At 73.4% G+C, this 20183-nt stretch carries 17 protein-coding genes; 6 read left to right on the top strand and 11 right to left on the bottom strand.

The window, feature by feature from the left end:
- Nucleotides 1-2 precede the first annotated feature (2 nt).
- A complete protein-coding gene (gene miaB, locus O7609_RS20750) occupies nt 3-1484 on the bottom strand; it encodes a tRNA (N6-isopentenyl adenosine(37)-C2)-methylthiotransferase MiaB (RefSeq protein ID WP_269735502.1) in 1482 nt (493 codons plus the stop codon).
- Between the two features lie 94 nt (nt 1485-1578).
- On the opposite strand from miaB, the gene O7609_RS20745 reads away from it, so the two are divergent.
- A complete protein-coding gene (locus tag O7609_RS20745; RefSeq protein ID WP_269735503.1) occupies nt 1579-2577 on the top strand; it encodes a TAXI family TRAP transporter solute-binding subunit in 999 nt (332 codons plus the stop codon).
- A gap of 31 nt (nt 2578-2608) precedes the next feature.
- Here the strand turns inward: O7609_RS20745 and O7609_RS20740 are convergent, their stop codons facing one another.
- From O7609_RS20740 to O7609_RS20720, 5 genes are all read right to left on the bottom strand, one after another.
- Nucleotides 2609-4189 carry an FAD-dependent monooxygenase gene (locus O7609_RS20740; protein ID WP_269735504.1) on the bottom strand — a complete coding sequence of 527 codons (1581 nt, stop codon included), beginning with the start codon at nt 4187-4189 and terminating at the stop codon, nt 2609-2611.
- Nucleotides 4190-4449: 260 nt separating this feature from the next.
- Nucleotides 4450-5313, bottom strand: coding sequence for an amino acid ABC transporter permease (locus tag O7609_RS20735; protein WP_269735505.1), 864 nt, complete (start codon nt 5311-5313; stop codon nt 4450-4452).
- Nucleotides 5310-5957, bottom strand: a complete 648-nt coding sequence (locus O7609_RS20730) for an amino acid ABC transporter permease (RefSeq protein ID WP_269735506.1) — start codon at nt 5955-5957, stop codon at nt 5310-5312. The genes O7609_RS20735 and O7609_RS20730 overlap by 4 nt, the downstream gene beginning before the upstream one ends.
- A gap of 108 nt (nt 5958-6065) precedes the next feature.
- Nucleotides 6066-6980 (bottom strand): glutamate ABC transporter substrate-binding protein, encoded by a 915-nt coding sequence (locus O7609_RS20725; protein ID WP_269735507.1) that lies wholly within the window; start codon nt 6978-6980, stop codon nt 6066-6068.
- Nucleotides 6981-7174: 194 nt separating this feature from the next.
- Nucleotides 7175-7960 carry an amino acid ABC transporter ATP-binding protein gene (locus O7609_RS20720; protein ID WP_269735508.1) on the bottom strand — a complete coding sequence of 262 codons (786 nt, stop codon included), beginning with the start codon at nt 7958-7960 and terminating at the stop codon, nt 7175-7177.
- A 326-nt stretch (nt 7961-8286) separates the two neighbouring features.
- Between O7609_RS20720 and O7609_RS20715 the strand changes: the two genes are divergently transcribed.
- On the top strand, nt 8287-9021 hold the full coding sequence (locus O7609_RS20715) for a response regulator transcription factor (RefSeq protein WP_269735509.1): 735 nt from the start codon (nt 8287-8289) through the stop codon (nt 9019-9021).
- A 19-nt stretch (nt 9022-9040) separates the two neighbouring features.
- On the top strand, nt 9041-10471 hold the full coding sequence (locus O7609_RS20710; RefSeq protein WP_269735510.1) for a sensor histidine kinase: 1431 nt from the start codon (nt 9041-9043) through the stop codon (nt 10469-10471).
- A gap of 22 nt (nt 10472-10493) precedes the next feature.
- On the opposite strand, the gene recX is transcribed toward O7609_RS20710, so the two are convergent.
- The 3 genes from recX to O7609_RS20695 all read right to left on the bottom strand — a co-directional run bounded on the left by recX (nt 10494) and on the right by O7609_RS20695 (nt 12716).
- The gene (gene recX / locus O7609_RS20705) at nt 10494-11102 is read right to left on the bottom strand and encodes a recombination regulator RecX (protein WP_269744020.1); all 609 of its coding nucleotides are present in this window, start codon (nt 11100-11102) and stop codon (nt 10494-10496) included.
- 12 nt (nt 11103-11114) lie between these two features.
- Nucleotides 11115-12251: a recombinase RecA gene (recA, locus tag O7609_RS20700; protein WP_269744019.1), complete on the bottom strand. Its 1137-nt coding sequence runs from the start codon at nt 12249-12251 to the stop codon at nt 11115-11117.
- 270 nt (nt 12252-12521) lie between these two features.
- On the bottom strand, nt 12522-12716 hold the full coding sequence (locus O7609_RS20695) for a DUF3046 domain-containing protein (protein WP_219088111.1): 195 nt from the start codon (nt 12714-12716) through the stop codon (nt 12522-12524).
- Between the two features lie 153 nt (nt 12717-12869).
- Between O7609_RS20695 and O7609_RS20690 the strand changes: the two genes are divergently transcribed.
- Both O7609_RS20690 and O7609_RS20685 read left to right on the top strand, forming a co-directional pair.
- Entirely contained in the window at nt 12870-17483 is a 4614-nt protein-coding gene (locus O7609_RS20690) for an ATP-dependent helicase (protein ID WP_269744018.1), read from the top strand.
- Between the two features lie 23 nt (nt 17484-17506).
- Nucleotides 17507-18319: an Fpg/Nei family DNA glycosylase gene (locus O7609_RS20685; protein ID WP_269735514.1), complete on the top strand. Its 813-nt coding sequence runs from the start codon at nt 17507-17509 to the stop codon at nt 18317-18319.
- 22 nt (nt 18320-18341) lie between these two features.
- Here the strand turns inward: O7609_RS20685 and O7609_RS20680 are convergent, their stop codons facing one another.
- Complete coding sequence (locus O7609_RS20680; protein ID WP_269744017.1) at nt 18342-18809, bottom strand: RrF2 family transcriptional regulator; 468 nt, start codon at nt 18807-18809, stop codon at nt 18342-18344.
- Between the two features lie 94 nt (nt 18810-18903).
- On the opposite strand from O7609_RS20680, the gene O7609_RS20675 reads away from it, so the two are divergent.
- Nucleotides 18904-19650: an SDR family oxidoreductase gene (locus O7609_RS20675; protein ID WP_269735516.1), complete on the top strand. Its 747-nt coding sequence runs from the start codon at nt 18904-18906 to the stop codon at nt 19648-19650.
- A 112-nt stretch (nt 19651-19762) separates the two neighbouring features.
- Here the strand turns inward: O7609_RS20675 and O7609_RS20670 are convergent, their stop codons facing one another.
- Nucleotides 19763-20143, bottom strand: coding sequence for a helix-turn-helix domain-containing protein (locus tag O7609_RS20670; RefSeq protein ID WP_191209893.1), 381 nt, complete (start codon nt 20141-20143; stop codon nt 19763-19765).
- Between the last annotated feature and the right edge of the window lie 40 nt (nt 20144-20183).

The following is a 20183-nucleotide window of genomic DNA, read 5'->3' as shown; positions in this document are numbered from 1 at the left end:
GTTCAGCAGACGCCGCAGCCGTCGCCCTGCGCGGGCAGCGGAGCGGGGGCGCCCACCTTCGGCAGGCCGAGCATGACGCCGCCCGTGGGCGCGGCGGCACCGGTGCGGGCCTCCCAGGCGTTCCCGGCCCGGGTGCGGCGCACGGCGAGGGCGGGGCCCTCGGCCAGCAGGTGGTGCGGGGCGGCGTAGGTGACCTCGACGCTCACCATGTCGCCGGGGCGCACCGGCTCCTCGGGGCGGGTGAAGTGCACGAGCCGGTTGTCGGGCGCCCGGCCGGACAGCCGCCGCGTCACGTCGTCCTTGCGACCCTCTCCCTCGGCGACGAGCACCTCCAGCCTGCGACCGACCTGGGCCTTGTTCTCGGCCCAGGAGATCTCCTCCTGAAGGGCCACGAGCCGCTCGTAGCGCTCCTGGACGACCTCCTTGGGAATCTGGCCGTCCATCTCGGCGGCGGGGGTTCCCGGGCGCTTGGAGTACTGGAAGGTGAAGGCCTGGGCGAAGCGGGCCTCGCGCACGACGTGCAGGGTCTCCTGGAAGTCCTCCTCCGTCTCACCGGGGAAGCCCACGATGATGTCGGTGGACAGGGCCGCGTCCGGCATGGCGGCGCGCACGTTCTCGATGATCTTCAGGAAGCGCTCCTGCCGGTAGGAGCGGCGCATGTCCTTCAGCACCTTGGACGAGCCGGACTGCAGCGGCATGTGGAGCTGCGGCATGACGTTGGGCGTCTCGGCCATGGCGGCGATGACGTCGTCCGTGAAGTCCCTCGGGTGCGGGGAGGTGAACCGGACCCGCTCCAGCCCCTCGATGCCGCCGCAGACGCGCAGCAGCTTGGAGAACGCCTCCCGGTCGCCGATGTCGCTGCCGTAGGCGTTGACGTTCTGGCCGAGCAGGGTGATCTCGATGACCCCCTCGGCGACCAGCGCCTCGATCTCGGCCAGGATGTCGCCCGTCCTGCGGTCCTTCTCCTTGCCCCGCAGCTGCGGGACAATGCAGAAGGTGCAGGTGTTGTTGCAGCCGACGGAGACCGAGACCCAGGCCGCGTAGGCGGACTCGCGGCGCGTGGGGAGTGTGGAGGGGAACGCCTCCAGCGACTCGGCGATCTCGATCTGCGCCTCCCGCTGGACGCGGGCGCGCTCCAGCAGCACGGGCAGCTTGCCGACGTTGTGGGTGCCGAAGACGACGTCCACCCAGGGCGCCTTCTTCACGATGGTGTCCCGGTCCTTCTGGGCCAGGCAGCCGCCCACGGCGATCTGCATGCCGGGCCGGGCCGCCTTCTTCGGCGCGAGCTGGCCGAGGTTCCCGTACAGCCGGTTGTCGGCGTTCTCCCGCACCGCACAGGTGTTGAAGACGACGACATCGGCGCCGTCCCCGCCCTCGGGGGCCCGTTCGTATCCGGCGTCCTCCAGCAGACCGGCCATCCGCTCGGAGTCGTGGACGTTCATCTGGCAGCCGAAGGTGCGCAGCTCATAAGTCTTCGCAGTCATCTCAGTCGACCAGGGTACGCGTTCCGGCCCGGCCCGCGCTCCCCCGGTGCCCGGCCCCTCCCGGAGGTGCGGGACGGATGGCAGGATCGCCCCCATGGTCACCGTGCGCGGGGGCGGCTCCGGCCGCCGCAGGACGCTGGGAGCCGCCGCGGCGGCCCTGGTCGCCCTGAGCCTGCTCGCCTGGTGGCTGCTGCCGGGCGGCGGCGCGGAGCCCGCGGGCCGGGTCACCTTCGCCACCGGCGTGCCCACCGGCGTCTACGAGCGCTACGGCTCGCTGCTCCGGCAGCGCGTGCGCACGGAGCTGCCGGAGCTGGAGATGGAGCTGCGCCCCAGCCAGGGGTCGGTGGAGAACATCCGGCGCGTGGTCGCGGGCGAGGCCGACTTCACCATCGCGCAGGCCGACGCGGTGGCCGCCCACCTGGCCGCCGACGGCGAGGGCGCGGACGGGCTGCGGGCCTGCGCCCGGCTGTACGACGACTACGTGCAGCTCGTCGTCCGCGCCGACTCACCCGTGCGCGGGGCGGACGACCTCGCCGGGCTCAGGGTCGGCGTCGGGGAGCTGGAGTCCGGGGTACGGCCCATCGCCCGCCGGATGCTGCGCGCCGCGGGGCTCGACCCGGACCACGACGTCACGCCCGTCCACGAGGGCATCGACACCATGCCTCGGCTGCTGGAGGAGCGCCGGCTGGACGCGTTCTTCTGGAGCGGCGGGCTGCCCACCGCGGCCGTCCAGGACCTCGCGGCCCGCGCCGACATCCGGCTCGTCCCGCTCGGCGAGCTGGTGCCCGCGCTGCACGAGCAGGACCCGCTCGCCCGGCACTACCGCGCGGCCGTCATGCCCGCCGACGCCTACCCGGCCGTGCAGCGCGGGCAGGGCGTGGAGACGGTGGCCGTGGCCAACCTGCTGGTGACGGCCCGGCGGGTGGATCCCGCGGTCGCCGCCGGAGTGACGCGTGTGCTCATCAACAGCCGCGACCGCATCGGCAGCCAGGTGCACGCCGCACAGCGGGTCGATCTGCGCACGGCCATCTACACGGACCCGCTGCCGCTGCACGAGGGCGCCGAGCGCTACTACCGCGCCGTCAAGCCCTGACCGGCACCGCCCGGGCCCTGAACCCTGAGCCCTACGGAACGGCACCGCTCAGCGCGGCGGTGCAGGTGTGGAGCGCTCCGGGGTCGACGCCCGGCAGCGCGGCGGCCAGATGGCCGTCGGGACGGACGAGCAGGACGGTGTGGGGGTCGGCGCCCGGATAGGCCTCGGCCACCAGCAGCTCCGCGCGCAGCGGGAGTCCCCGCACCGCCGCCGCGAGAGCGGGCATGACGCCGGCGTTCATCCAGTGCCGGCTCTCCCACACGGCGGAGCCGGGCGCGACGAGCACCACGAGCAGGCCGCGGCCGAGCCGTTGCCGCAGGGGCTGGCGCTCTCCGCCCGGCGGGGTGACGGGGACGTCGGCCGCCACCTCACCCACGGCCTCCCCCGCGCCGAGGCCGGGCAGCGGGGCGGAGGTCAGCGGCGAGCCGGCGTAGTCGGCCGGGGCGCCCAGCGCGCCCCGGCCCACATGCCCGTCCGTGAGGAGTGCCAGCGGGCCCCGGCCGCCCGGCAGCAGCGCGCGCAGGCCGCTCACGCCGTGCACCAGGGGCACCGCCTGGTCCAGCGCCCGGAGCCGGGCGACGGAAGCACGGCGCCGCTCCCCCTCATAGCTGTCCAACAGCAGCTCCAGCGCCGTGTCCGCAGAGCCCTCACCGGACGCGCCCCCGGCACCGGCGCCCGTTCCGTGCCAGGCCACGGCCAGCTTCCAGGCGAGGTTGTCGGCGTCGCGCAGGCCCTCGTCCACGCTCTGGGTGCCGAGCGCCCCCAGGAGCCGCGCCGCGTCCCCCGCCAGGAAGACGCGGCCGGAGCGCCAGTGGCGCGCCAGCCGCTGATGGGCCGTGTGGACGCCGGTGTCCAGCAGCTCGTAGGCCGGCTCGGCCCCGTCCGACCAGCCGGCCAGCGTCGCGTCGACGCGCCCCAGCAGGTCCTGCGGGGTGATCAGGTCGCCCCGCGGCGGGAGCTGCCAGTCCAGCCGCCACAGGCCGCCGGGCAGGGAACGCGCGCACACCTCCTCGCCCCCCGGCTGCTCGCGGTGGACCAGCGCCTCGTCCGGCCAGGGCAGGGGGGTGCGCAGGGCCGCGACGGCCCGCCGCTCGACGGACGTCCGGCCGGGGAAACGGACGCCGAGGAGCTTGCGGACCGTGGACCGGGCGCCGTCGCAGCCGACCAGATAGCTGCCCGACCAGGTGACGCCGAGGCCGCCCGCGGTGCGGGCCCGGACCCCGTGGGCGTGCTGTTCGAGTTCGGTGAGCCGCCGCCCGGGCGCGAAGTCCACCAGCTCGCTGCGCCGCACGGCGGCCACCAGCGCCCCGGTGAGCGTGTGCTGATGGAGGTGGAAGGGCGCACTGCCGGGCGCGAAGTCCTCCTGGTGGACGCACTGGCGGCGGCGTATCGTCCGCCACACCCGCCAGTGCGTGCCGGGCAGTTCCGCGGCACCGGCCAGCCGCTGGGCCAGCGCGGCGGTGTCCGGACGCAGGACGCAGGTGCGGGCGGGCCGGGCGACGATCTCGCCGTCCCCCGACTCCAGCAACACCGACGGCACGTCGTGCCGCGCGAGTGCCAGGGCCAGCGCGAGCCCCACGGGCCCGGCGCCGACCACGATCACCGGCTCCACCGCACCTCGCTTCGTCGCCCCGACGGACGGTGAGAACCCTTGGGGGACAGGGAAGTTGGCGTAGGGAGCCGGAGGTCGTGCGTGATCACAACGGTATGCAACCGACTGCCCGTGCAGCCGTCAAGTGACGGCCGCACGGCGGCCGGGCGTACGGGAGGTGCCTCGCGGGCCCGCGAGGCACCGGCGTCCTGTGCGGTGCGGACGTCCCGCGCGGTGCGGGGGCCGACCGGCCCGGGCGGCGGCGCCGTCCGGGCCGGTGGTCAGCTCCCGTCCTTGAGGGGCTCGCCGGTCTCGACCGCTTCGGCGTGCGCCATCTTCACCCCGGTCGGCGCCCGTCGGCCGCGCTTCTCGATCCAGGTGGCCAGGGCGGACAGCGCCATGCACAGGCCGATGTACAGGGAACCCATGACGATGATCACGGTGACGTACGGGTTGTCGCCGTTGATGAGCGTGTTGCTGGCGATGAGCCGGCCGGCGTAGAGCAGCTCCTCGTAGACGATGATGTAGCCGAGCGAGGTGTCCTTGAGGGTCACCACGAGCTGGCTGATCACCGCCGGGAGCATGGCCCGCACGGCCTGGGGGATCTGCACCGTCAGCATGACCTGCGTCTTGCGCATGCCGAGCGCGTACGCGGCCTCGACCTGGCCCTTGGGCACGGCCAGGATGCCGGCGCGCAGCACCTCGGCCTGCACCGCCCCGTTGTACAGCGTGAGGCCGAGGACGAGGGCCCACATGGGCTGGTCCGTCAGGAAGCCCGCCCAGATCACGAAGATGGTGATCAGGAGCGGCACGGCGCGGAACAGCTCGATGAAACCGATGGCGAACCACCGCACCGGGAGGTGGTCCGAGAGCCGGGCGACGGCCAGGACGGCGGCGAGGACGAGGGAGAGCACCCCGGCCAGGACGAACGCCTGCAGCGTGCTCACCAGGCCGTCGACGAGGCCGTCGATGATGCCCGAGTACTGGAAGATCTCCCACATCTCGGGGGCCAGCTGGCCGGAGTCGGCGATGCGCACCAGGCTGAAGACGAGCAGGCCGAGGATGGCTCCGCCGCCGACGACGGACAGGATCGCGTTGCGGCGCCTCGCCCGTGGCCCCGGGGTGTCGTACAGGACCGAACTCATCGGGCGACCCCCATCCTGCTCTCCAGAGCGCGGAAGACGCCGCTGATCGAGAACGTGATGATCAGATAGGCGGCGGCGACCCAGAAGAACACGGTCATGATGTTGTATCCCATGTCGCTCAGGTCCTTCTGGACACCGAACAGTTCGGTGTTGCTGAAGGCGCCGGCGATGGCGGAGTTCTTGGTGAGCGCGATGAGGATGCTGCTCATGGGCGGCAGCACGGTCCGCGTGGCCTGCGGGAGTACGACGAGGCTCAGCGTCTGCAGGAACGTCAGTCCGAGACTGCGCGCGGCCTCCGCCTGACCGACCGCCACCGTGTTGATGCCGGAGCGGACCGCCTCGCACACGAAGGACGAGGTGTAGAAGCCCAGGGCCAGGATGGCGAGGACGTACGGGCTCATCCCGGGGAAGAGGACCTCCGGGAGGATGAAGAAGGCGACGAGGAACAGCAGCAGCAGCGGCGTGTTGCGCAGCACCGTCACCCAGGCGGCGCCGAACGCCCGCAGCGGTGGCACGGGGGACACCCGGCAACCCGCGATGACGATGCCCAGGACCAGCGCTATCAGCGCGCTGGTGACGGTCAGCGACACCGTTCCGAGGAACCCTTCGCGGAACAAGGCGAAGTGGTCGAGCAGTACATTCATGAATTCTCCGCGTGTGTCCGCGCAGGCAGTCGGGCGGTACGGGTGACGGGTGCGTCCGGACCGCACCCCGCGGCGCTCAGCGACCGCCGCGGGGTGCGGTCCGGTGTGTCAGTACCGGTCCAGCGCCGGCGGCTCCACGTAGGCGGAGCCGGACTGGCCGAGCGTCGCCTCGTACGCCTTCTTGTAGTCCCCGTTGTCGATGTGCGCCTGGATGGCGTCGTTGACGGCCGCGCGCAGCTCGTCCTCGCCCTTCTTCAGGCCCACGCCGTAGGGCTCGTCGCTGAAGGTCTCGCCCACGACCTTCAGGTCGTCGGGCCGCTGGGCGGCGTAGCCCTTGAGGATGGCGTCGTCGGTCGTGATGGCGTCGACCTGGCCGTCGATCAGCTGCTTGACGCAGTCCGTGTACTTGCCGAGCTCGACCGTGTCGGCCCCGTACTCGTCCTTGTTCTCGGTGATGTTCCGCAGCGGGGTCGAGCCCTTGATGGAGCAGACCGTCTTGCCCTTGATGCTGTCCGGGCCCTTGATCTCCTCCTCGTCCTTGCGCACGAGGAGGTCCTGGCCGGCCAGGTAGTAGGGGCCCGCGAAGTCGATCTGCTTCTTGCGCTCGTCGTTGATCGTGTAGGTGCCGATCATCAGGTCTACCTGGCCCTTGGAGACGGCCGTCTCCCGGATCGAGGAGTCGATCGTCTTGAACTCGACTTCCTTCTCGGGGTCGAAGCCCAGGTCCGCCGCGATCATCTTGGCGATCTCGACGTCGAAGCCCTCGTACTCCTTGGTGGCCGGGTCCTGGAAGCCGAGGAAGGGCTGGTCGGCCTTGGAGCCGATGATCAGCTTGCCGCGGTCCTGGGCGGCCTTGAGCACCGCGGAGTCGACATCGACGTTCTCGGCGACGGTGTAGGTGGGCAGCTCGGGCGCGTCCGCACCGTTGTCGTCGCTCGGGTCGCCTTCCTTGCCGCAGGCCGTGGCGGCGGCGGTGAGGGCGAAGACGACGGCGGTGGCGGCTGCGGTCCTGCGAAGTCTCATGATGCGTCCTTGAGGGGTCTTGGCTGGTTGACTCGGTACAACAGCTCGATACAACAGCTCGATACGGCGGCTCGGTGCCGGGGCTCGGTACGGGGGCTCGGTACGGCGGCGGGCGGGTGCGAGGACGCGGGGAGGCGGGGAGGCGGGGTGCGGGGCCGCCCCCGTGGCCGCGCCCGGTCCCTCGCGGCTCCCGGTCAGTGCGCCAGGATCTTCGAGAGGAAGTCCTTGGCGCGGTCACTGCGCGGGTTGCTGAAGAACTGGTCGGGCGTCGCCTCCTCGACGATCCGCCCGTCGGCCATGAAGACCACCCGGTTCGCCGCGGACCGGGCGAAGCCCATCTCGTGGGTGACGACGACCATCGTCATCCCATCCCGGGCCAGTTGCTGCATGACCTCGAGCACCTCGTTGATCATCTCGGGGTCCAGCGCGGAGGTCGGCTCGTCGAAGAGCATGACCTTCGGCTCCATCGCCAGCGCCCGGGCGATGGCCACCCGCTGCTGCTGTCCGCCGGAGAGCTGCGCGGGGAACTTGTCCGCCTGGTTGCCCACCCCCACGCGGTCCAGCAGGGCGCGGGCCCGCTTCTCGGCCTCGGCCTTCGGCGTACGCCGCACCTTGAGCTGGCCCAGCGTGACGTTCTGCAGGACCGTCATGTGCGCGAAGAGGTTGAAGGACTGGAAGACCATGCCCACGTCCGAGCGCAGCCTCGCCAGCTCCCTGCCCTCGTCCGGCAGCGGCCTGCCGTCGATGGTGATCGACCCGGAGTCGATCGTCTCCAGCCGGTTGACGGTGCGGCACAGGGTGGACTTGCCGGATCCCGAGGGACCGATCACGACGACCACTTCGCCCCGGGCGATGGTCAGATCGATGTCCTGGAGCACATGCAGCGCACCGAAATACTTGTTGACGTTGTCCAGTACGACCAGAGGTTCCGCCGGCTCCGCCGTGCCTCCGGCGTCCTGCGTCACCGATACTGCGCTCATCGGCGTCACTCGCTCCGTCCTCATCGGTTGCTGGGACCTTAATGACCATCACGAAGCGCCGTCATCACATCTGAGCGGAAATTGAGCATAACGATACGGCCACCTCCGGCCACGCTGGGTGAAGATCACGAGGTCGTGGCGTACCGGCTGGATAACGGAAGGCCGGGACGGCGGGGAACCGCCTTGACGTCCCCCACCGGCGTCGGCATGGATGCTGCGCAGGGCCCTCGTCGCCGGACCCCTCTCCCGGAAAGACGTCCCGCACGGGGACGGCGGGCGAAGGAACGACGGACGCGGGACGAACGACGGAACGGACGGGAGGCGCCATGCGGGTGCTGCTGGTGGAGGACGACGAACACGTCGCCGCCGCGCTGTCCGCCGTCCTCGCCCGGCACGGCATCCACACCGCCCACGCGCGCTGCGGAGCCGAGGCGCTGGAACGGCTCCTCCCCGGCGAGGACTCCGCCCCCTTCGACGTCGTCCTGCTGGACCTCGGCCTGCCGGACCAGGACGGCTTCGAGGTGTGCGGGCGCATCCGGCACCGGGCCGACATCCCCGTGATCATGGTGACGGCGCGGGCCGACGTGCGCTCCCGTATCCACGGGCTGAACCTCGGAGCCGACGACTACGTCGTCAAGCCGTACGACACCGGGGAGCTGCTCGCCCGCATCCACGCCGTCAGCCGCCGCACGGCGGGGGGCGAGAGCGCGGCCGGCGCCCCCGCCTCCGGGGCCGGAGGCGGGGGCGGGGAACCGGACGCGCCTCCGCAGCTGCGGTTCGGGCCGGTGCTGATCGAACCCGCCGGCCGCCGCGTCACCGTCGACGGCGAGGTCGTGGCCCTCACCCGCAAGGAGTTCGATCTGCTGGCGCTGCTGGCCCAGCGGCCCGGCGTCGTCTACCGGCGGGAGCAGATCATCAGCGAGGTGTGGCGCACGAGCTGGGAGGGCACCGGGCGCACGCTGGAGGTCCACGTCGCCTCGCTGCGCTCGAAGCTGGGGCTGTCGACCCTGATCGAGACGGTTCGCGGCGTCGGCTACCGGCTGTCCGCACCGGTCGGCTGACGCGGGGAGCCTTCCGCCGGTGCGCGCCCGACTGCTGCCCCTGCTCATCGTCCTGATGGCCGGTGTGCTCCTGGCCCTGGGGTTCCCCCTGGCCGCCAGCATGGCCGCCGCCGAACAGCAGCGGCTGGTCGTCGACCGCATCGACGACACCGCGCGCTTCGCCTCCCTGGCCCAGTTCGTCACCGCTCGCCCCGAGCGGGTGTCGCAGCCGACGGCCGAGGCCCGCATCGCCGACGGCCTCCGCGACGAACGGCTGTCCACCCTCACCAGCGAACTCACCCGCTACCACGAGCTGTACGGCATCGACGCCGGCGTCTTCTACCGGGACGGGCAGGCGATGGCGGCCTCCCCCGCGGGCTGGCGGGTACCGGAGCACGGCGAGGGCGCCGACGCCTTCGCCGAGGCGCTCGCGGGGCGCCGCAGTCACGACCCCCCGCAGGTGTGGCCCTGGCAGCGGAACCGGATCGCCGTCGCCTCGCCCGTCGTCCGGGACGGTGACGTGGTCGCCGTCGTCCTCACCGACTCCCCCACCGGCCCGCTGCGTTCACGCATCCTGCGCGACTGGATCCCGCTCGCCGCCGGGGAGGCGGCGGCGATGCTGCTGGCGCTCGGGGCTGCCGTGCGGCTGGCCGGGTGGGTGCTGCGGCCCGTGCGGGACCTGGACAAGGCGACGCACGACATCGCCACCGGGCGGCTCACCTCCCGGGTCGCCGCCGCGGGCGGGCCGCCGGAGCTGCGGCGGCTGGCGCACGCGTTCAACGAGATGGCCGACCACGTCGAGGACGTGCTGGAGCAGCAGCGGGCGTTCGTGGCCGACGCCTCGCACCAGCTGCGCAACCCGCTGTCGGCCCTGCTGCTGAGGATCGAGGTCCTGGGGCTGGAGCTGCCGGAGGGCAGCGCGGACTTCGCCTCGGTGCAGACGGAGGGGAAGCGGCTGGCGCGGGTGCTGGACGATCTGCTGGGGCTGGCCACGGCGGAGCACAGCCGGGCCGATCTGCGGCTGACGGACGTCGCCGCGCTCACCGCCGAACGCGTGGCCGCCTGGCGTCCCGTCGCGGAGCGGGCGGGGGTGGCCCTGCGGACGGCCGGGGCAGGCGCGGTGACGGCGTGGGCCGATCCGCTCACCCTTTCCAGCGCCCTGGACGCCGTGGTGGACAACGCGGTGAAGTTCACGCCGGAGGGGAAGGCGGTCACCGTCACGGTGGCCGCCTCGGGGGAACGCGTCACCGTGGAGGTGGCCGACGAGGGGCCCGGGCTCACGGAGGACGAGCTCGCCCGCATCGGGGACCGGTTCTGGCGCAGCGGCCGCCACCAGAACGTCTCCGGCTCCGGGCTGGGGCTCTCGATCGCGCGGGCCCTGCTGGCGGCGGGCGACGCGTCGATCGCGTACTCCCCGGGCGACCCCACGGGCCTGCGGGTGACCGTGACGCTGCCGCGGACGGCGCCGTGACCGCGCGTACCGTCGCGGTGGGTCAGACGTCGGGAAGGTGTTCCTCCCAGGCGGCCTCGCTCTCCTCGCCCTCCTCGGCCAGGGCCTGCCGCACCACGCGGAGCGCCAGCCCCTCGGCGTACCCCTTGCGGGCGAGCATGCCCGCGAGCCGGCGTATCCGCTTCTCCAGGGCGAGGCCGCGCGTCGTGCGGAGCTTGCGCTCCACGAGGGCACGTGCCGTCTCCGCCTCCTGATCGGCGTCGAGCCGGCCCAGCGCGCCGTCGATGACCGAGGAGTCCACACCGCGGGTGCGCAGCTCGCGGGCGAGGGCCCGGCGCGCGAGGCCGCGGCTGTGGTGGCGGGACTCCACCCAGGCGTCGGCGAAACTCGCGTCGTCGATGAGGCCCACCTCCTCGAAGCGGGCGAGCGCCTCCTCGGCAGCCTCCTCGGGGATGCCCCGCCGGTGCAGGGCGTCCGCGAGCTGGCTGCGGGTGCGGGGCGCACCGGTGAGCAGGCGCAGGCAGATCGCCCTCGCCCGCTCCACCGGATCACGGGGCTCGGACGGTGCTGCCCCCTCGGCCCTCGACGAGGAGGCAGCACCGCCGTTCTGGGGTGCCGGAGCTTGCTCCGGCCATTCCGTCCGCCGTGTCATCGCGCGGCCGGGCTAGCTCTTGGCCGCGCTGCCGGCCGCCTTCGCGGCCTTCCCCTTGGCCGCCGTCACCGGGGCGGCCTTGGCGGCAGGCTCGGCCGCGGCGGCGCCGCCGGCCGCGGCGTCCTCGCCGGGTTCGCCCGTGGCCTCCTGCGTGCGCGGGCCGATGCCCAGCTTCTCCTTGATCTTCTTCTCGATCTCGTTGGCCAGGTCCGGGTTGTCCCGCAGGAAGTTGCGGGCGTTCTCCTTGCCCTGGCCGAGCTGGTCGCCCTCGTAGGTGTACCAGGCACCGGACTTGCGGATGAAGCCGTGCTCCACGCCCATGTCGATCAGGCCGCCCTCACGGCTGATGCCCACGCCGTAGAGGATGTCGAACTCGGCCTGCTTGAAGGGCGGTGCGACCTTGTTCTTCACGACCTTGACCCGGGTGCGGTTGCCGACGGCGTCGGTGCCGTCCTTCAGGGTCTCGATCCGCCGGATGTCGAGCCGCACCGACGAGTAGAACTTCAGCGCCCGGCCACCGGTCGTCGTCTCGGGCGAGCCGAACATGACGCCGACCTTCTCCCGGAGCTGGTTGATGAAGATGGCCGTCGTCTTGGACTGGCTCAGCGCACCGGTGATCTTGCGGAGCGCCTGGCTCATGAGCCGGGCCTGGAGGCCGACGTGGGAGTCGCCCATCTCGCCCTCGATCTCGGCGCGGGGCACGAGCGCGGCCACGGAGTCCACCACGATCAGGTCCAGCGCGCCGGACCTGATGAGCATGTCGGTGATCTCCAGCGCCTGCTCACCGTTGTCCGGCTGGGAGAGGATCAGCTGATCCACGTCCACCCCGAGCTTCTTGGCGTACTCCGGGTCGAGCGCGTGCTCGGCGTCGACGAAGGCGACGGTACCGCCCGCCTTCTGCGCGTTGGCCACCGCGTGCAGCGTGAGCGTCGTCTTACCGCTGGACTCCGGGCCGTAGACCTCCACGACGCGGCCTCGCGGCAGACCGCCGACCCCGAGCGCGACGTCCAGCGCCGTCGATCCGGTGGGGATGACCTCCACGGGCTCGTCCGGCCGCTCACCGAGCCGCATCACGGCGCCCTTGCCGAATTGCCGTTCAATCTGCGCGAGCGCGGCGTCGAGCGCCTTCTCGCGGTCGGTTCCTGCCATGGGTGCCACCGGTTTCTGGTTCGATCGCTTCACATCCGACGACGCTAGCGGCTGCCACTGACAACCGGCCCGGACCGGGCCGGAGCCGTGCCTGAACCGCCTCTGCCACCACCATGGGAATCGATGTTCGATTTTTGTGTCAAGTGACCCCGTCATGGCTGTGGATAACGACAAACCCGCAGGCCAGGGCAGGCATGAAGTCTGCTGTGACCGCATTCGTCCAGCCCCGGAGCGGCCCCGGAGCGGCCCGGGAAGCGGGGCGCGCCGCCCTCAGCGCAGCTCGGCCGGGACGTCCATGGCCGCGCACACCCCGCGCCAGACGTCCTTCGCGGCCCACCCCGCGTCCAGCGCCTCGCGGACCGTGCGTCCGCCCAGCTCCGACATCACGTGGTCCCGCGCGAAGGAGTCCGCGTAGGCCGACCCGAAGTGCGCCGCCATCCGCTCCCAGAAGTCCGTCAGCCGCATGCCCCCATTATCGCGCAGCGCTCGCCGCACCCGGAACGCCGGCGTGCGCGCGGGCGGCGCCCCCGCGTCCCGGCCGCGGCGCCCGGCGTCAGCCGAGCGCCCGCACCCCGGCCGTGCGGGGCCGCTGTCGGTGCCCGGGTGCACGATGGGGTCATGGGTGACTCCCCGGCCGTGCCCGGCCCCGATGCCCTGGACGGCTTCTCCCCCGCGACGCGCGCGTGGTTCGCGGGGGCGTTCCGCGCGCCCACGGCCGTTCAGGAGGGCGCGTGGCAGGCCCTGGCAGAGGGCTCGGACGCCCTGGTCGTCGCCCCGACGGGCTCGGGGAAGACGCTGGCCGCCTTCCTCGCCTCGCTGGACCGGCTGGCGGCCCAGCCCCCGCCCGCCGAGCCGCTGAAGCGCTGCCGCGTGCTGTACGTGTCGCCGCTCAAGGCGCTGGCGGTCGACGTCGAGCGGAACCTGCGCAGCCCACTGACGGGCATCCGGCAGGAGGCGCTGCGGCTCGGGCTGCCCGAGCCGGAGGTGCGGGTGGCGATCCGTTCCGGGGACACCCCCGCGGCCGAGCGGCGCGCCCTCGCCCGGAGGCCGCCGGACATCCTCATCACGACGCCGGAGTCGCTGTTCCTCATGCTCACCTCGCAGACGCGCGAGGCGCTGAGCGGCGTGGAGACGGTGATCCTGGACGAGGTGCACGCGGTGGCGGGCACCAAGCGCGGCGCCCATCTCGCACTCTCGCTGGAGCGGCTGGACGCCCTGCTGGAGCGGCCCGCCCGCCGCATCGGGCTGTCCGCGACGGTACGCCCCGTGGAGGAGGTCGCCCGGTTCCTCTCCCCGCAGCGCCCGGTGAAGATCGTCCAGCCGCCGGCGGAGAAGGAGTTCGCCCTGCGCGTCGTCGTCCCGGTGGAGGACATGGGCGAGCTGGGCGGCTCGCCGGTCTCCGAGCCGGACGCCCCCGGCACCAAGCCCTCCATCTGGCCCTCGGTGGAGGAGCGGATCTGCGATCTGGTGCAGGAGCACCGCTCCACGATCGTGTTCGTCAACTCCCGCAGGCTCGCCGAGCGGCTGTGCAACCGGCTGAACGAGATCGCGTACGAGCGGGTGACGGGCGAGCCGCTACCCGAGCACCACGCGCCGGCGGAGCTGATGGGCGGTTCCGGTGCCGCCGAGGGCGCGCCGCCGGTGCTGGCGCGGGCCCACCACGGTTCGGTGTCCAAGGAGCAGCGGGCGCAGGTCGAGGAGGATCTGAAGGCCGGGCGGCTGCAGGCCGTCGTGGCCACCTCCAGTCTGGAGCTGGGGATCGATATGGGGGCGGTGGATCTGGTCGTCCAGGTCGAGTCGCCGCCCTCGGTGGCCTCCGGGCTGCAACGGGTGGGCCGGGCCGGGCACCAGGTGGGCGCGGTCTCGGCGGGCGTCTTCTTCCCCAAGTACCGCGGCGATCTCGTGCAGTCGGCGGTGGTGACGGAGCGGATGCGGCAGGGGGCCATCGAGGCGCTGCGCGTCCCGGCGAACCCGCTGGACGTCCTGGCCCAGCAGCTCGTGTCCGTCACCGCGATGGACACCTGGGACGTGGGCGAGCTGCTGGCGCTCGTGCGCCGGGCCGCGCCCTTCTCGGCGCTGCCGGAGTCGGCGTTCGACGGCGTGCTGGACATGCTGGCGGGCCGCTACCCCTCGGACGCCTTCGCGGAGCTGCGCCCCCGCTTCGTGTGGGACCGGGTCGCGCAGACGGTCGCCGCCCGGCCCGGCGCGCAGCGGCTCGCCGTCACCTCGGGCGGCACCATTCCGGACCGCGGGCTGTTCGGCGTCTTCCTGGCCGGGGCCGATCCGAAGCGCGGCGGTGGCCGGGTCGGCGAGCTGGACGAGGAGATGGTGTACGAGTCCCGGGTGGGGGACGTCTTCACGCTGGGCACGACGTCCTGGCGCATCGAGGACATCACGCGGGACCGGGTGCTGGTCTCCCCCGCCCCGGGGGTGCCGGGGCGGCTGCCGTTCTGGAAGGGCGACCAGCTCGGCCGCCCGCTGGAGCTGGGGCGGGCGCTCGGGGCGTTCCTCCGGGAGATCGGGGCGCTGGAGGAGGACGCGGCACGCGAGCGGCTGGCGTCGGCGGGGCTGGACGAACTGGCGGTGGGCAACCTCCTGGCCTATCTGGCGGAGCAGCGGGCCGCCTGCGGCCATGTTCCGGACGACCGCACGATCGTGGTGGAGCGCTTCCGGGACGAGCTGGGGGACTGGCGGGTCGTCGTGCACTCTCCGTTCGGGGCGCAGGTGCACGCGCCCTGGGCCCTGGCGCTGGGATCCCGGCTGACCGAGCGGTACGGGCTGGACGCCCAGGTGATGCACGCGGACGACGGGATCGTGCTGCGGCTCCCGGACGCCGACCTGCTGGGGCTGGACGCGCTGGACGGCCCGCTGGAGCCGGATCGCGCGTTCGACGCCGAGCAGGCGCCCGTCGGTGCGCAGGACGTGCTGTTCGGGCAGGGTGAGGTCGAGGAGACCGTCACGGCCGAGGTGGGCGGTTCGGCGCTGTTCGCCGCCCGGTTCCGCGAGTGCGCGGCGCGGGCGCTGCTCCTGCCGCGCCGCGATCCGGGCCGGCGCACCCCGCTGTGGCAGCAGCGGCGCCGGGCCTCGCAGCTCCTGCAGGTGGCGAGCGAGTTCGGTTCGTTCCCGATCGTGCTGGAGGCCGTCCGGGAGTGCCTGCAGGACGTGTTCGACGTGCCGGGTCTGGCGGAACTCATGGGGGACGTGGCGGCCCGCCGCGTGCGGCTGGTGGAGGTCACGACGCCGGAGCCCTCGCCGTTCGCGCGGTCGCTGCTGTTCGGCTACGTGGCGCAGTTCCTCTACGAGGGTGACACCCCGCTGGCCGAGCGGCGGGCCGCGGCCCTCTCGCTGGACTCCCGGCTGCTCGCGGAGCTGCTCGGGCGGGCCGAGCTGCGGGAGCTGCTGGACGCGGAGGTGGTGGCCGAGCTGGAGTCCGAACTCCAGTGGCGCACCGAGGACCGGAGGATCAAGGACGTCGAGGCGGTGGCCGACGCGCTGCGGCTGCTGGGGCCGCTCGCGGAGGCGGAGCTGGCCGAGCGCGGCGCCGAGCCCGGCTGGGCGGCGGAGCTGGCGGCGGCGCGGCGGGCGATCCCGGTGCGGATCGCGGGCCGCGAGCGCTGGGCCGCGATCGAGGACGCGGGCCGGCTGCGGGACGCCCTGGGCGTGGCCCTGCCGGTGGGGGTGCCGGAGGCGTTCACCGAGCCGGTGCCCGACCCCCTGGGCGATCTGCTGGCCCGGTTCGCCCGCACCCACGGCCCGTTCACGACGGCGCGGGCTGCCACGCGCTTCGGCCTCGGTCAGGCGGTGGCCGACGGCGCGCTGCACCGGATGGCCGCCGAGGGCCGGCTGCTGCAGGGCGAGTTCCATCCGGCGGGAGCCGGTCAGGAGTGGTGTGATCCCACGGTGCTGCGGCGGCTGCGGCGGCGTTCGCTGGCGGCGCTTCGGCAGGAGCTGGAGCCGGTCCCGGGCCCGGCTCTGGCGGCGTTCCTGCCCCGGTGGCAGCACGTCGGGGCCGGAGGGCTGCGCGGTGTCGACGGGCTGGCGCGGGCGGTGGAGCAGTTGCAGGGCGCCGCCGTGCCGGCCTCGGCGCTGGAGCGGCTGGTGCTGCCGAGCAGGGTGGCCGGCTACACCCCGGCGATGCTGGACGAGTTGACGACGACGGGCGAGGTGCTGTGGGCCGGGGCGGGGGCGCTGCCCGGCAAGGACGGCTGGGTCGCGCTGTACCCGGCGGACGCGGCGCCGCTGCTCCTGCCGGAGCCGCATCCGCTGGAGCTGACGCCGCACCACCGGGCGGTGCTGGAGGCTCTGTCGGGCGGGTACGGCCTGTTCTTCCGGCAGATCGCCGAGCAGGTGCGGGCCGTCGACCCGGAGGTGACGGATCTGCTGCTGGCCGAGACGGTGTGGGAGCTGGCCTGGTCGGGTCGGCTCACGAACGACGGCCTGGCCCCGCTTCGCGCGCTGCTGGGTTCGGGGCGCACGGCCGGCTCCACGGCGCACCGGGCGCGGCGGCCGGTGCCGCGCGGCCGGTACGGCTCAGTGGGGGTGCGGACGGCCTCCAGGAACGGGCCGCCCACGGTGGCCGGGCGATGGTCGCTGCTGCCGCCCCGGGAGGAGGAGGCCACGCTGCGCGCCCACGCCATGGCGGGCACCCTGCTGGACCGGCACGGGGTCGTCACCCGGGGCGCGGTCGCCGCGGAGGGCGTGCCGGGCGGCTTCGCGGCGGCCTACCGGGTGCTGTCCGCGTTCGAGGAGAGCGGGCAGGCGCGGCGCGGCTATGTCGTCGAGCATCTCGGGGCCGCGCAGTTCGCGATGGACGGCGCGGTGGACCGGCTGCGGGCGGTGCACACCGCGCGGGAGCGGGAGCGGGAGGGACGAGCCGTGGTGCTGGCGGCGGCCGATCCGGCGAACGCCTACGGGGCGGCGTTGCCGTGGCCCGAGTCGCCGGAGGGCGCGGGCCACAAGCCGGGCCGCAAGGCGGGCGCGCTGGTCGTCCTGGTGGACGGGGAACTCGTGCTGTACCTGGAGCGCGGCGGGCGGTCGATGCTGGCCTGGGGCGAGGGGCAGGCGCTGGAGGAGGCCACGTCGGCCCTGGCGGAGGCGGCCCGTTCGGGGATGCTGGGTTCGCTGACCGTCGAACGGGCCAACGGTGCCGCGGTGCTGACGTCTCCGCTGGGCCGCGTCCTGGAGGCCGCGGGTTTCCACGCGACCCCGCGCGGGCTGCGGCTGCGGCCGTAGGGCGTCACCGGAAGGGGCAGGGCATGCCGGAAGGAGACACGGTCTGGCGCACGGCGCGGAGGCTGCACGAGGCGCTCTCCGGCTCCCGGCTGAGCCGGGGCGAGCTGCGGGTCCCGGCGTTCGCGACGGCTGACCTGGCGGGCCGTGAGGTGCTGGAGACGGTGGCGTGCGGCAAGCATCTGCTGACGCGGTTCGGCGGGGGTCTGACGCTGCACTCGCATATGCGGATGGACGGCTCCTGGCGGGTGTTCGGTGCGGGGGAACGCTGGAGCGGCGGCCCGGGCCACCAGATCCGGGCGGTGCTGGGCGTTCCGGAGGCCGTGGCGGTCGGCTACCGGCTGCCGGTGCTGGCGCTGCTGCCGACGCGGGCCGAGGGTGAGGTCGTCGGGCATCTCGGGCCGGATCTGCTGGGGCCGGGCTGGGACGGCGCGGAGGCGCTGCGCCGGCTGCGCGCCGAGCCGGGGCGGGAGATCGGGGAGGCACTGCTGGATCAGCGCAATCTGGCCGGTATCGGCAACGTGTACCGCTCGGAGCTGTGCTTCCTGGCCCGGGTGCCGCCGTGGGCGCCGGTGGGCGAGGTGCCCTCGCTGGAGCGGTTGGTCGCGCTGGCCCGGCGGCTGCTGGAGCTGAACAAGGCACGGCCGGAGCGGGTGACGACGGGGGACGCACGGCGGGGCCGGCAGCTGTGGGTGTACGGGCGGCGGCATCGCCCGTGTCTGCGCTGCGGGACGCCGGTGCGGCGCGTGGAGTCCGCCGGGCGGGACGGCGCGAGCCGCCCCGTCTACTGGTGTCCTCGGTGCCAGCCCGGCCACGGGGACGCGCCTTTGTGGGCCTGAGCCGGGAGGGCCGGGCCGCGGGTCAGAGAGCGTCCGGGCCGGTGAGCAGGGAGCGGGTGCGGGCGGGCGCGGCCGGAGGCAGGTCCGCGAGGACGTCGGCGAGGGTGACGCCGGCGAGGCTGCTGCGCCAGGCCCGGTGGGCGTCGGCCATCCTCGCGGCGAGGAGGCAGGCGTGGCCGCACTCCTCCGGTGGCAGGCCCCCGCGGCCTCGTCGGCGGATCTCACGGCACTCGAACGGGGATGACGCCCCGTCCACGGCTTCGACGATCTCCAGCAGGGTGATCTGGGCGGCGGGCCGGGCGAGCCGGAAGCCTCCGCGCGGGCCGGTGGTCGCGCTGAGCACACCGGCCTTGACCAGCGCCTTGAGCTGTTTGGCCAACGAGGGCGCAGGCAGGTCGTAGTACTGCGCGAGCTGGGTGGTCGACGCGCTGGCGCCCGGATCGAGCTGCGCCAGGGAGGTGGCGCAGTGCAGAACCCATTCGGTGCTCACAGGCAGCTTCACACCTTCGAGTCTAATCGTAGATATTACAGACCCGCGTTGTCCGTGATAGTTTCTCGCCGACGCCAGAGAAAGGGAGATCATCATGCGGATCGCAGTCGCCGGTGCCACGGGCAACATCGGGGCGCGCACGGTCGCTCTGCTGCAACAGCGCGGCCACGAGGTCGTGCGCGTCAGCCGCTCGATCGGCGTCGACCTGACGAGCGGCGAGGGTCTGGACGAGGCGCTGGCCGGGGTCGAGGTGGTCCTCGACGTCACCAACGCACCGGCCGGTGAGCGGAAGGAGACCGTCGACTACTTCGGCACCACCACCCGCAACCTGCTGGCCGCCGCCGAACGGGCGGGCGTGCGGCACCACGTACTGCTGTCCATCGTCGGCATCCAGCGGAACGAGAGCGAGAACGCGCACTACGCGGGCAAGCGCGAGCAGGAGCGCCTCCTGTCCGAGGGCCCGGTGCCGTGGACGATCGTCCCCGTCACGCAGTTCCACGACTTCGCCGAGATGGTGGCGGGCTGGACGGAGCAGGACGGCGTCGCCACCATCCCGCCCCTGCTCGTGCAGCCGATCGCGCCCGGCGACGTCGCCGAGGTGCTGATCGAGGTCGCCGTGGGACCGCCGCAGGGCCGCTACCCCGATGTCGCGGGGCCGGAGGCGCAGGACCTGGTGGACATGGCCCGGCGCACCCTGCGGGCCCGGGGCCGCGACGTGCGCCTCGTGCCGACGTGGGAAGGCGTTTTCGACACCGCCAACGCCGGCAACGCGCTGCTGCCCGGGAAGGGCGCCCGCATCGCGCCCACCACGTTCGACGAGTGGCTCGCCGAGCAGCACTGAGAACCGTCCCGCCGCACACGAAGACCCCGGGTGGGCTGCCGAGGCAGCCCACCCGGGGTCTTTGGCGTCAGTGCCGTGCGGCAGGAGGTCTGCCTACCGCACGGGTCGAGCGCTACGCGGCGACGACGTCCACGGCCTCCTGGGGCCGCTTGATCGTCACCCGTTCGTCGGGGCGACCGGTGACGGAGGTGACCGACACCGGGTTGAGCACGGGCCGCATCGGCGCCGGCACCGCATCGCCGGCGGCCGACTGGGCCAGCTCGGCCAGAGCCAGCTCGTCGCTGACCTCACGCATCAGTTCGGACATCGGTACGTCCAGTGCATCGCAGATGGACGACAGCAGCTCGGAGGAAGCCTCCTTCTGCCCTCGCTCCACCTCGGACAGGTAGCCGAGTGAGACGCGCGCGGATGCGGAGACTTCGCGCAGGGTACGGCCCTGACGCTGGCGCTGCCGACGCAGCACGTCACCCAGCAGGCGACGGAGCAGAATCATCGGTGGCTCCCTCCTCGGACCGTGGACCTGAATCCTTCAT

The sequence above is a fragment of the Streptomyces sp. WMMC1477 genome, assembly GCF_027460245.1.
In the GTDB taxonomy this organism is placed as follows: Bacteria; Actinomycetota; Actinomycetes; order Streptomycetales; family Streptomycetaceae; genus Streptomyces.
This window is presented reverse-complemented; position numbering and strand designations above follow the sequence as displayed.